Genomic DNA, 12,007 nt, shown 5'->3' with positions numbered 1-12,007 from the left:
TATTTTACTAAATTTGAAATAAATCTGTAACTTTTTTTAATTTGAAACGTGTTATGTGTAGATGGAAAGGAGGAACACATGAAATCGATTGATCAGGTTTATCAATTATACTTTCGAGATGTTTATCACTTCCTTCTTTCTCTGAGCCGCGACCATTATACAGCTGAAGATCTGGTGCAGGAAACATTTTTGCGGGCTTATCTGTATCTGGAATTTTATCATAATGAAAACGTAAAATCCTGGCTATTTACCGTAGCTTATCGTACTTATATTGATTATTATCGAAGGCATCGAAAAAATGTCGTTACAGATACGGACTTCTTTCAGCAACTACAGAAAAATGACGCAGACATTCATCATCAGCTTATTTTAAGCGAAGAGGTACAAGAAGTTTTAGCACTCATTGACCAGCTGCCGGATAAACAGCGGACCGCTATTATTCTTCACGATATTCATGAGCTATCTTATAAAGAAGCCTCGCAGATAATGGATGTAAAACTCGGTCATTTTAAAATATTGCTGTTTCGAGGAAGACAGGCAATCAGACAGAGAAAGGATGAAAACCAATGAAAAGAACATTTGAAGAAAAATTACAGGCCTACGAAAAAGGCGAGTTAACAGAAGAAGAGAGAAAAGCATTTGAAAAGGAACTCGATACACTGGAAAATATCTTTGAAAATGGAGAAAAGCAGAATAATAATAATTCTTTCAATAAAAAAGAGCAGAAAATCCTGCGGAGAGGAAAATGGAAAGCCCGGATTCAGACAGCTTTTTTCGTTTTTATTATATTTATTGGTGTTTTATTTATTAGCATGATAGGTACCGGCATCTATTACTCCTGGGGGACACCGGACAGATCAGAAATCATCATGAATGTTAATGATTATACTTCCGCACTGACAGACCCCTATGGCAGTTTGTCCTATTCTTCAGCACAGGGCGGTTTATTCTTTGGATTGGATGTAGAAACAACAAAGCGAAAACAGGTTGGAGATGAAATATTTGAAGTCGGTCAATCTAAATCGTCCTTCTTCTTTTCTTATTTAAGAGGGCAGGATGATACTTTATTTACAAATGCCAATTCCGCATCGCCAGGTTTTTATCTGCCTGGTGAGGAAGAGGCACAATACTCTGATTGGGAGCAGCTTGAAAATTTACCGGAAGGAACAGTATCCTCTGCTTATATTTCTTTCAATGAGTTTCTTGAAACAGATGAAGTATATGAACTCTTCGATAACTATAATTTAGAAATTCTTTGGTTCGGAGTTCAAAAAGGTGACATGTCGGATGAGTATGAAATTGATTTTATTTCTAGTCCCGATCCATTCTTTTTTGGATTTCCAGCCAGTCCTATCTGGCTGGAGGAGGATATGCATACCGTAGAAAGACAGGAAGAAAAAGGTTGGTTTGGTTCAGGAACTGTTTCTGAAACGAGCTCCTCTCCCACTTATGAGTATGGAGACAGTAAAATACTGCATGAGCAATTTTTTAAAGTACTACATTTCCTGTCAAACCACGAAAAGCTGGCTAATAAATATGTTTGGGATGATTTGCATATCGATGAAACCATACAATATTTTGAAGAGAACGGGATCAATCATTATGGTGTGGTTGTCACCGGGCCGACAAAAGAACTGCTGAAACTGCGGGAAAATGACGAAATCTATGCATTGCAGCTGGATGAAACAAGACTTTGGAACTGGACAGACAGAGAAGAATAGAGCTGCTTTTATAGAGGAATCTTTTCATTGGTTCACTGCTTTTACAGTGGACCAATTGAGGGGTGTCTTTTGTTTTTTAATTTTCATGTAAATAATTCCTCAAGAAAATAATTCTAAGACAAATTCCCACAATTCTCTCTTTTTTTATGATATATTTATCTGTATTCTAAAATTTTTCATACAACATTAGAAAAACCAATCATGAGGAGAGACAAGAATGACTACGATTTTATTTAAAAACGCTAAAGTATTTACCGGTAAAAACACAGATTTTGAAGCAATTGACTTTGCGGTAGATACAGAATCAGGTCGATTTATCAATCAAGAAACAAAAGCAGCAGATAAAGTCATTGACCTGAAAGGAAAATATGTGATGCCAGGTTTAATCAATGCCCACACACATATTGTTTTAGATCCTTTTTTCAAAATTGGCGGTCTATCCTCCGTGAATGCTGTCAAAACAGGAGCAGTTGTAAATACTTATATTGCGGTGGATAACTTAAACAAGCTTTTAAAAAATGGAGTCACATATATACGTGATGTCGGTTCTTCTGACAACATTGATTTACAATTATCTAAATTAGAAAAAGAAAATAAAATTACAGCACCAGGAATTATCGGATCCGGTCCCGCGCTTGTGATGACCGGCGGACACGGTGTTGAATTGGGACTCGAATCTGATGGTGTTGACGAGATTCGTAAAAATGCCCGTACCAATATTAAAAATGGTGCACGAAACATTAAATTAATGGCTACCGGCGGCGTAAGTATTGATGGAGAAACACCGCATGATATTCAGCTGAGTGTTGATGAAATGCGTGCTGCAGTGGATGAAGCACATCATAAAGGTTATACAGCCTGTGCCCATGCCCAGGGAACAGAAGGAATCAAGAACGCAATCCGTGCTGGTGTAGATTCCATTGAGCATGGAATTTATCTTGACGATGAAGCGATACAAATGATGCTGGAAAACGATACCTATCTCGTGCCAACACTAATGGCGCCATGGGCGATTAATCAGCATCCGGACAAATTACCTGATTTTATGGTTAAAAAATCTCTCGCTGTTCAGGAAGCACATATTGTAAGTATCGGCAAAGCGGCAAAAGCTGGAGTTAAAATTGCAATGGGAACTGATTCCGGAACCGCTTATAATGATTTTGAAAATGGATCTTCCGAGGAGCTTGAACATATGGTCGAGGCCGGCTTAACGCCATTGCAGGCATTACAATCCGCTTCCGTTAACGCAGCAGAGCTGTTAAAAATCGACGATCATGCAGGATCTATTGAGGAAGGCAAACTCGCTGATTTTATCATTATCGAAGAAAACCCAATGGAAGATATAAAAGCTGTCCAAGCTGATAAAATTGTTTACAAAAAAGGAAAGAAAGTGGAATAAGTATAAGAGAAATCCGACTGGACCTGTGTAAGGATAAGCTATATCCTGCAGGTCCAGTTTTAATTTATGATTACCACTCTTTCTTCGCTGCTTCCAGATCAGCTAAGCTGACAAATTTCTTTTGCAATGGCGCCGGACAAATTCGGTTATGCTTTTTAATCTGCTTGTTAATTTTTTTGATATCCCCTTCTGTCTGCGCTTCTTGCACTAATAAGCTGATTTCTTTTTGCAGCTTCAGCCATGGGGGCAAATAGCCGGCATCCTTCGCTATTTTTTGAAATTGTTGAAAAGTATCCTTTTGAATATAATCTTTAGCCAAAGGCTTCCCCTTGCCTGGTAAATCTTTTTCATAGCTGTAGTCATTTTCTTTAATCATATCTCCAATTAAATCATTATACTTCCTATCCAATCGTATAGCCTCCCCTCTATTGTTTTGTGAATGACAATCTGATAAACTTTCGAAATCCAGAAAATTTAAATAATAAATGCTACTTTTTAGTATACTGCCTTTTTACACAATCTGCTATGTGAAAAGGAATCATTTTTAAGTATTTCAAATTTACCTATCAGCATGACCTTATACGGCGAGAGGTAAAACAGATTGTCAGTTTACTATATCCGCCAAGCCCTGGCGATTTCATTGATCTTCTTTATGATCCTCGAAGCGGGAAGGTATATTCTTGGAGAGATTAAGCAATATTTTCAGTTAAAAGAGACATAATTTCTGAGCATATGAATTCAGATAAAAAGCTGCCCTATGAAGTGACATCACCTCATGGACAGCTTATCTGATTACCAAAACATTTATTGTGACATTTTTTTCTTTTCAGAGAATAGCTTCCCTCTCTCCAGCCATTTTTGTTTAGCTGCTTTTCTTCTCTTTACTTCCTCTTTTAATAGCCTTGGGAAGACATCTTCAGCAAAATCCTGCACACTGTCCCAATCCGAAAAAAATAGAACTATCGTGTCCCGTGTACCATCACTATTTCGCCGTTTATTCAAGCATACTCCAAAAATCCGGTCCGATCTCTCAATCATCCTTTGAAATAAAAGGGGATGTTTTTCCTGATCTCTGTACAGATCTTCAACCATTCCCATATAATGCGAATCATAACGGTGGAATGGCGTATCGGCATCAATGCTTTTACTGCTGCGGTATACTTTACGGTTATTTGCGTAAATCCATATTAATGTACCATAATCCAGATTTTCCTTTGTGCTTACGATAACCTTTTTCATGTTGGGCATCCTGTCTAGAGGAAAATTTAGCATGGTAAATACAATTCTTTATATCTCCGTTTATTAAAATAATGCTACCTCTGCTTCCATTATACACTATATTCCGGCTAAAAGCTTGGAAACTTGGGGATGCGCACATCCATCACAGGTTATTTCACTTGGAAAATTCCATTTTCCAGCTATAATAGTCATTTTCCTTATTCTTCTCATAGCTTAAATAAGCATTGAATTTCTTGCCTTTTTTACTTGTCAGACCCTTCACAAAGACTTTCTTCTCTTTCAATAGTTTTTTCACCATTGTTTTGGTCGGTTTTTTCCGCATCGACGCTAAATATTTATCATTTTTCCAAATCGCAAAGGAACAGCCCTTTTTCCAATTACTGCAGTTAAAGGCTTTATAACCATCTATCACCTTGCCGCCGCATTCCGGGCATGTCCCCAATACTTCATTGGTTGCCCGTGTGGAGGCTACTTTATTAATAATAATGTCTTCTCCATCTTTAATTGTTTCAACTGACTCCGTGGTGAAATCAAAAACAAGCCGGAGAAACTCCTGTTTACTTGCTTTTCCTTTTTGAATATCTGATAATCCTTTTTCAAGACGTCCAGTGAATTCTAAGTCAAACAGATTTTTCACAGGAAAGATCTCAACAAGACGATTGCCAAGCTCTGTGCAAAGCAGATGCTTGCTTTCGGTTGTAATATAGCCTACATCTTTTAATTTTTTAATGGTTTCCGCTCTTGTTGCAGCTGTACCAATACTAAAACCCGTTAATATACTGCCCAGCAGCTCTTCACTTTCATCCTCTTTGTAGCTTTTTCCGCATGTTTCCATGACACGCAGCAGGGTTCTTTCCGTATGATTCTTTGGCGGCTTGGTTACATGGGAAGTGACCTCAGCACCTGTTACATCTACAAGCTCCTCCTTGTTCAACGCAGGCAGTAATGTATCCTTTGATTGGATTTTCTCAACTTTTTTCCAGCCTTCCACAAGCTGAACCTTTCCTTTTGAATGGAACATACCTGGCAATTCCACTTCCAGAATTTTCGTAGTCAGCTTTGTTTCCTCATATTCAGCAATTGGCATAAATTGCATAATAAAGCGGTTTTTAATTGCTGTATACACAATTCCTTCATCCGCTGAAAGTCGTTTCGGCTTCATATAGGTTGGAATGATTGCACTATGACTTTCCACTTTTGCGTTATTAAAAACACGTTTTGTTTTCATAAATTTAATTTCATCTTTATAAGGAAGCTCTTCAGCATGTACCTTTAACACATGGACTGTTTTTCCAACCAAACTCTCTTCCAGTGCAATACTGGACGTTCTTGGATAGGTAATCAGCTTTTTCTCATAAAGTGACTGAGCCACCTTTAACACCTTATCAGAAGTCCATCCCTTGTACTTATTCGTTATAAACCCCTGCAGATTGGATAAATTGAATAAAAACGGAGGAAATTCCTTTTTCTTCTCCACCTGCTTATCTGTAATGACAGCCTGCTTGTTTTGAATTGCCTCGTGAATTGGCTCTAATAATTCTTTTTTCTTAAATTTATCCTCTTTCTTTTCTGTATAAATACCTTCATATTCCTGTTTATCTGCTGTCTGAAAGGTTGCAGTCAGTTTAAAATAATCCTCAGGTTTGAAATTTTTTATCTCCTGATCGCGGTCATAGATGATTTTTAATGTTGGCAGGAGTACTCTTCCTATATTGAGTGCTTTACTTTTCCCCTGCTGATATTTTAAAGTTGCTACGGAGGTCAGGTTAATGCCGATAACCCAATCAGCCCATTGCCTGCTGACCCCTGCATCCCGCAACGGCTGCATCTCCGCATTCAGCTTGAGATTTTCCAGCCCCTGCAGCACCTCATTTTGCGTCCATTCATTCAAGAGCAGGCGATACACCGCAGCCTTTGGTTTCTTACCGCCCCGGTAGATGATACTGTCAGCAATCAGCTGCCCTTCCCGGTCATAATCACATGCCGAAATAATTGCTTCTACATCATTCCGTCTCATCAGAGTATGGATTGTTTTTAACTGCTTTGCAGCTCCGCCATCTGTCTGTGCCCGGTTTCTGGGACTGCTTTTTATCTTATATTTAAATTCAGAAGGGATAAAAGGAAAATTATCCATTTTCCAGCTTCGCATTTTTCCATCATAGTCCTTTGCATCATATAACTCGACCAGATGGCCAAATGCCCAGGTAATGACATAGTTATCCCCTTCAAAATAACCATCTTTCTTGGTTTTTATTTTTAATGCGTCTGCAATATTTTTTGCGACGGATGGTTTTTCTGCTAAAATTAACCGGACTCCCATTTCGAATTCATCGCCTTTCCATTAAAGCCATATTAATCAGTTTTCAACTATTATTTTCACTTATTAGAAACATTCGTTCGATATACTATTATGTCATACATTCTATTTTTTTTCTAATAGATACCTGCTTCACAATTTATATTTATGGTACACCTATAATTTTTAAATGTATGGTTAAACTAATTGTATAAATTATCATGAATATTTACAGGAGGTGCCATCATGTCTGAACAAAATAAAAATCGCAACAAGGATAAAGGAAAACAAAATAATCGCAATAAGCATAATAAAACAGGTCATGATACGGAATTTGCAAGTGAAAACAGCGAGTTCCTGAACTTAGATAATAAGAAAAATAAACGAAAAAGATAATATTTATCTAAAAAAACTGAATCAAGCTGCTAAAGCTCGACTCAGTTTTTTTGTACATATAATTTCTCAGATACTGCTTTTTCAGCATTAATTCTTTTATTCTAAACGAGTTTATTGTCTGTAATCCTTGCTTTCAAAAGCTTTTTCTTGTCCAATAAGTCAGTTCGCCTTTATTATGCGTTTTATCAATTCGGATTTTCATTTTTTAGTATATTTCTTCAATTATCCATTTACTTTGATTATCGAAGTTTTACAAGCCGCCCAGAATACTTTATGATTAATTTATCATATTTATTGAATTGGCATTCATAGCATAACAACTATTTTTAATTAAAAGAAAGGAACGGTCATAAAATGAAGAAACAAATAAAGTTTACCAGTTGTATCCTTCTTCTGCTTTTTATCACCTTTGTACTGGTTGCCTGCTCGGATAATACAAACGAGAGTGATAATAATGATTCTGCAACAAATGAAGCGGCTGAAGAACCTGGTACAGCAGAAGATGACAATGTGACAGATGATAATAAATCTGACGAGAGTACAGCAACAGACGAGTCTGATGAAAATTCCAGCGAAAATGATACGGATAATAATTCAAGTGAAGAATCGGATACTGATTCTTCTGACGACAGCTCAGTTGAAAATGAAGAAAGTAATGACAGCTCTTCAGAAGATGATGATAATGCATTATCCAGCTATTCCTCCGAAGAAATTGAATATGCCCGCGTTTGGCTACAGCTTGGACCAAATCAGGATATCGATGAATTATATGTAGATCATGTTCCTGCAGGCACACCGCTTGATCCAAATGATGAGGAGAATGATGTCAGTTACCCGGAGGATGTTATTCAGGTATCCGGCTCCCGTATTGTAGATGGTATGGTAACATATAGCGGCAATGGCGACGGCACCATCAATGTCTATAACATTCCATACGGAAATCGCTGGTATGGAGGCACTCCTCGTCCTGACGATATTGATTTAGAAGACGTTAAGGAGGAAATGAGAGAGATGCTTGAAAATCCAGAATTAGTCTCTATTGATCCCGGCGATGATGAAAAGGTTAAAAATATTATTGAAAAAATGTATATTATTGATTGATAGACAGTCAATCGAACGATATACAATAAAGCGGATAGAAAACGTTAATTCTATCCGCTTTATGTTTATCTGCAGCAATATTCATCTTTTTACATTATACTACCCACAATACACATTCCTATATAGATTTGTGTTCCTCTAAAATTCCCTTCACAATATTCACCATATTCGTATTCCCCTGAATCTCAAATAAAGTCTTTGCTGTTTGGATATAAGCTAAGCCTTCCTCTTTTCTATTTAATTTCACCAGATTATTACCAGTCTGATAATAGCTGTCCGGAAGCATATAGAGTGTATTTCTTTTCACACAAATAGATATTGCCCGTAAGCTATACGATTTTGATTCGTTGTATTCCCCTAAATAAGTCAGCGCCTGAGATAAACCGAACAGAATTTTCAGCTCTGTTTCAAAATCATCTGTTTCTTCCATTTCTTCTAACTGATCCCAGGCTTCTTTGTATAGCTGGTGAGCTTTATGATAGTCTTTCTCATCCTGATATATGGTGGCAATACTTGTTTTTACATTAATATTCAGCAATTTATCAGAATCGGTGTTTTCTACGCTTAATAAATCCTCAAGCATCCGGACACTTTCTTTAAACTTATTTGTTAGATGATAAAGTGAAATCCCTTTATGCCATAATAAATAGCGATGTTCATAAGAAGAATATCTATTTATATTAACTGTCAGCTCATTGTCTACAATATATTTAATGGAAGTATAGTTCCTTTGCGCTTTCAACTGGTGTATCATGTTTTTTATTTCATTAAAATGCCCATTGGACTTTACAGGATTGGTGTCAAAGAAATAATTCATATCAACCAGTAACCTTTTGCTGAGTTCAAACAAAACAAGACTGGAAGGATTCAGCACACCTTTTTCAATATTGCTTATTTGTGCCTGTGTGCATATACCTGACGCAAGCTCTTTTTGAGTGAGACCTAACTCCTGACGTCTTTTCTTTATATTTGTACCCATATTTAATTCCATCCGTTTTCCTCCATTATCATGATAGAGATGCTTTATAATTAAAAAATATTCATTATTTATTATTTATATCATATAGTTATAAACAGTTCAACAAAGACAGGGCTGCTGGTGCTATGTTGAAGGAAATCAAAAGGAATAAAAAAATGCTTCAAACGCAGGTGCTTTTACTTAAAATAAGCAGCTGTATTGAAAGCATCTCTAAAACACATGAGGTTTTCTATCTTTTTAATACTGTCTTTGAGTGGTTACGCCCATTTTTTTAACGATACAACCAGCTGAAACTTATCTCCAGTGACATTTGCATCTATTTTTCCCTCCAGCTTATGAACCAATTGCCTGACAATATGCAGACCCAATCCAAGCTGGTCTCCCGTTCGACTGCTATCCATCCGGTATGTCCGGTCAAAAATCCGCTGAAGCTCGGTTTCAGGAAAATCAGAGATATCATTCTCTGCCTGAAGAAGGATAAATTTCCCTTCTTCCTTCAGCTTAATAGTGAAGTAAGTTTCCGCATATCTTAAAGCATTTTGAACAATATTGCTGATAATCCGATCGACTGCTTTTTTATCAGCTAAAACAGGAGATACAGGAGTTTCATCTATCTCAATTTTAAGCTCCTTTTCTTCAAAATCATGATAGAACATCAGCATTGTCTCCACAATCAGCTGGTCCAAAGATACTCGTTCCATACTTAATTGCTGATCAGAGGAATTTATTTGAGAGAGCTCGTAGAATAAATCAACCATCATAGTCAGATTGCCAATCTTCTTTTGAATAATAGATAAAAACTCTTTTTTCTCTGCATCTGACAAAGAGGAATCTGTCAGCAATTCTGAAAATCCTTTAATCGAGGTTAAGGGTGTTCTTAAATCATGCGAGAGATTGGTAATTTCCTGCTTTAATTCTTCTTCTCTCTTCTGGTTATTCTGCTGGTCCTTCTTAAATAAATGAATCAGCTGATTGATATTGGTAATAAACCGAATCAGGCCTCTGCTGTGTGTATTTGTACGGATTAATTCATTTGTACCAAAGTTTTCATTAATATCTTTGAGCTGAGCAGTTATCCTTCTGATATCCCAATGAAGTAACAACAGCATGCCGATACAAACAATTAATAATATACTCAATATAACAATAATCAACCAGCTGTTCACTTCTATCCCTCCATAAATCAACCAATATCCTGTTTCGTAAACGTTGCCGCTCCGATGAATAAAGCAATAACACTGATTACAATACCTGTCACCCAATAATGATAATCTAATTGCACAGATTGATGCATAAAGCTCATTAAATTGTCATTCAGCTGTGTGCTTGGGGCAAATAAGTAAAACTCATTCCATCCATTCATTTGACGAAATACGAAATACAGCAAATCACCTGAGAAAATATATATAAATGCAATAATAATGATATTATATATATCACTGATTTTCAGCATTTTCAATGTGTGTATCAATATAAAGCCACTAAGTACAATCGGCACCATATTAAAGCTGGCAATTAAGAAATTGCCGGTTGTCTCCGGCTCTTTAGCAAAAAGGATCTCTCCTAATCCAATCATCAGGAGTATACCAGCTATACAAACGAACATAAAATAACATAAAGTCAGCATTAATTTTGACCAGAAAATACTACTTTGGGAAATACCAAAGGAGACAGCTTGTTTAGTAAGAGATATGTCCTTCCCTGTCAATGTTGCATTATACACAAAGGAAATAATTATAATCAGCACACCCATACCAAGAACATTTGAATAAAAAAACGAACTTGTGCCATAAGGAAAATGCGCATCTGCTTCATTAAAATAATACAGAACAAATGCTGCTGCAGTAATTAGAATAAAGCAAATAGCCGTCGTCAAATAAAGGCTTTTTTTACGCAATATACGGTAGTTCTCACTTTTCAAATAGTTGATCATTTCTCTCCTGCCCCCTCCACTAATCCTAAGAAGTATTCTTCTAAATTCAGCGCTTCCACACGGAATTCCATCACAAGTACATCATTTTTGATTAAAAGGCGGTTTATTTCCCCAGCCTTTTCTATATGATTTTGTATGGTGATTATTTGATCAGGAACGGATTTATATTGGATATCCTCATAGGCACGTTCTAAAAGCTGTGCGGTCTTTCCTGTGTCATCCACCTTTAAATGGATTTGTTTCCTGCTTTTTTCATCCAGAAGCTGCTTGCTGACATCCTCGACAATCACACCATTCTTAATAAATACAAAACGGGTTGCTACCAGCTGCAATTCCGTCAAAATATGGCTGGAAATCAAAATGGTTATTTGTTTTTCCTGGTTTAACTGAATTAATAGTCTGCGAATTTCCATAATACCTTCTGCATCTAAACCGTTAATTGGCTCATCAAGCACTAAACAATCCGGGCTGCTTAAGAGAGAAAGAGCTATTCCCAGCCGCTGCTTCATACCCATGGAGTATTCTCCAAATTTTTTCTTCTTTTGATTTGCCAGCCCGACAATTTCTAACACTTCATTTATCCGCTTTTTTTCTGCGACTCCTCTTTGAATCCGGAAGTACTCCAAATTTTGAATTGCTGTAAAATCCGGAAAAAAGACAGGTGTCTCAATCATAAATCCCATTCTTCTTTTTGCTTGAATCATATCTTTGCCTGACTTTCCAAATAAGTAAATTTCTCCAGTTGTCGGCGTTAACTGGCCCGAAAGCATTTTAAAAATAGTTGATTTTCCGGCTCCATTTTTACCAATTAAAGCACAAATCTCTCCTTTCTCCACAGAAAAATCCAGCGGTTTAATAACTTCATCCTGCTTAAACTTCTTCGTTAATGTGTACGTCTGAATAACAGCACTCATCTTCTCGGCTCCTTCACTAAATGTTCTTG

The 12,007-nt window shown here is 36.8% G+C and carries 12 protein-coding genes; 5 read left to right on the top strand and 7 right to left on the bottom strand.

What is annotated here, in order from left to right; genetic code table 11:
* Positions 1-78: 78 nt before the first annotated feature.
* From MKY30_RS15415 to MKY30_RS15405, 3 genes are all read left to right on the top strand, one after another.
* Positions 79-570: a sigma-70 family RNA polymerase sigma factor gene (locus tag MKY30_RS15415; RefSeq protein ID WP_341084594.1), complete on the top strand. Its 492-nt coding sequence runs from the start codon at positions 79-81 to the stop codon at positions 568-570.
* On the top strand, positions 567-1,721 hold the full coding sequence (locus MKY30_RS15410; protein WP_341084592.1) for an anti-sigma factor: 1,155 nt from the start codon (positions 567-569) through the stop codon (positions 1,719-1,721). Before MKY30_RS15415 ends, MKY30_RS15410 begins: the two co-directional genes overlap by 4 nt.
* 217 nt (positions 1,722-1,938) lie before the next feature.
* Complete coding sequence (locus tag MKY30_RS15405) at positions 1,939-3,120, top strand: metal-dependent hydrolase family protein (RefSeq protein ID WP_341084589.1); 1,182 nt, start codon at positions 1,939-1,941, stop codon at positions 3,118-3,120.
* 70 nt (positions 3,121-3,190) lie between these two features.
* On the opposite strand, the gene MKY30_RS15400 is transcribed toward MKY30_RS15405, so the two are convergent.
* The 3 genes from MKY30_RS15400 to MKY30_RS15390 all read right to left on the bottom strand — a co-directional run bounded on the left by MKY30_RS15400 (position 3,191) and on the right by MKY30_RS15390 (position 6,679).
* Positions 3,191-3,529: a DnaJ family domain-containing protein gene (locus MKY30_RS15400; protein WP_077603520.1), complete on the bottom strand. Its 339-nt coding sequence runs from the start codon at positions 3,527-3,529 to the stop codon at positions 3,191-3,193.
* 395 nt (positions 3,530-3,924) lie between these two features.
* Positions 3,925-4,359: a hypothetical protein gene (locus MKY30_RS15395; RefSeq protein WP_077603521.1), complete on the bottom strand. Its 435-nt coding sequence runs from the start codon at positions 4,357-4,359 to the stop codon at positions 3,925-3,927.
* 154 nt (positions 4,360-4,513) lie between these two features.
* Positions 4,514-6,679 carry a DNA topoisomerase gene (locus MKY30_RS15390; protein ID WP_339285656.1) on the bottom strand — a complete coding sequence of 722 codons (2,166 nt, stop codon included), beginning with the start codon at positions 6,677-6,679 and terminating at the stop codon, positions 4,514-4,516.
* Between the two features lie 222 nt (positions 6,680-6,901).
* Between MKY30_RS15390 and MKY30_RS15385 the strand changes: the two genes are divergently transcribed.
* A complete protein-coding gene (locus tag MKY30_RS15385; RefSeq protein WP_175637156.1) occupies positions 6,902-7,051 on the top strand; it encodes a hypothetical protein in 150 nt (49 codons plus the stop codon).
* A gap of 354 nt (positions 7,052-7,405) precedes the next feature.
* Entirely contained in the window at positions 7,406-8,152 is a 747-nt protein-coding gene (locus MKY30_RS15380) for a hypothetical protein (protein ID WP_339285655.1), read from the top strand.
* A 118-nt stretch (positions 8,153-8,270) separates the two neighbouring features.
* Here MKY30_RS15380 and MKY30_RS15375 read toward each other — a convergent pair whose 3' ends face one another.
* The 4 genes from MKY30_RS15375 to MKY30_RS15360 form a co-directional block, all read right to left on the bottom strand.
* Positions 8,271-9,143 (bottom strand): helix-turn-helix domain-containing protein, encoded by an 873-nt coding sequence (locus MKY30_RS15375; protein WP_339285654.1) that lies wholly within the window; start codon positions 9,141-9,143, stop codon positions 8,271-8,273.
* 245 nt (positions 9,144-9,388) lie between these two features.
* The gene (locus MKY30_RS15370; protein WP_339285653.1) at positions 9,389-10,297 is read right to left on the bottom strand and encodes a sensor histidine kinase; all 909 of its coding nucleotides are present in this window, start codon (positions 10,295-10,297) and stop codon (positions 9,389-9,391) included.
* Positions 10,298-10,314: 17 nt separating this feature from the next.
* Complete coding sequence (locus MKY30_RS15365; RefSeq protein ID WP_339285652.1) at positions 10,315-11,064, bottom strand: ABC transporter permease; 750 nt, start codon at positions 11,062-11,064, stop codon at positions 10,315-10,317.
* Complete coding sequence (locus MKY30_RS15360) at positions 11,061-11,978, bottom strand: ABC transporter ATP-binding protein (protein WP_341084581.1); 918 nt, start codon at positions 11,976-11,978, stop codon at positions 11,061-11,063. Before MKY30_RS15360 ends, MKY30_RS15365 begins: the two co-directional genes overlap by 4 nt.
* Positions 11,979-12,007: the final 29 nt, after the last annotated feature.

Source organism: Oceanobacillus sp. FSL W8-0428 (assembly GCF_038004405.1).
Lineage (GTDB): Bacteria > Bacillota > Bacilli > Bacillales > Amphibacillaceae > Oceanobacillus > Oceanobacillus sojae.
This window is presented reverse-complemented; position numbering and strand designations above follow the sequence as displayed.

Coding starts and splice junctions, on each gene's coding strand:
- MKY30_RS15395 (WP_077603521.1), bottom strand. CDS start 4,359: ATGAAAAAGGTTATCGTAAGCACAAAGGAAAATCTGGATTATGGTACA.
- MKY30_RS15410 (WP_341084592.1), top strand. CDS start 567: ATGAAAAGAACATTTGAAGAAAAATTACAGGCCTACGAAAAAGGCGAG.
- MKY30_RS15390 (WP_339285656.1), bottom strand. CDS start 6,679: ATGGGAGTCCGGTTAATTTTAGCAGAAAAACCATCCGTCGCAAAAAAT.
- MKY30_RS15405 (WP_341084589.1), top strand. CDS start 1,939: ATGACTACGATTTTATTTAAAAACGCTAAAGTATTTACCGGTAAAAAC.
- MKY30_RS15415 (WP_341084594.1), top strand. CDS start 79: ATGAAATCGATTGATCAGGTTTATCAATTATACTTTCGAGATGTTTAT.
- MKY30_RS15375 (WP_339285654.1), bottom strand. CDS start 9,143: ATGGAATTAAATATGGGTACAAATATAAAGAAAAGACGTCAGGAGTTA.
- MKY30_RS15380 (WP_339285655.1), top strand. CDS start 7,406: ATGAAGAAACAAATAAAGTTTACCAGTTGTATCCTTCTTCTGCTTTTT.
- MKY30_RS15365 (WP_339285652.1), bottom strand. CDS start 11,064: ATGATCAACTATTTGAAAAGTGAGAACTACCGTATATTGCGTAAAAAA.
- MKY30_RS15360 (WP_341084581.1), bottom strand. CDS start 11,978: ATGAGTGCTGTTATTCAGACGTACACATTAACGAAGAAGTTTAAGCAG.
- MKY30_RS15385 (WP_175637156.1), top strand. CDS start 6,902: ATGTCTGAACAAAATAAAAATCGCAACAAGGATAAAGGAAAACAAAAT.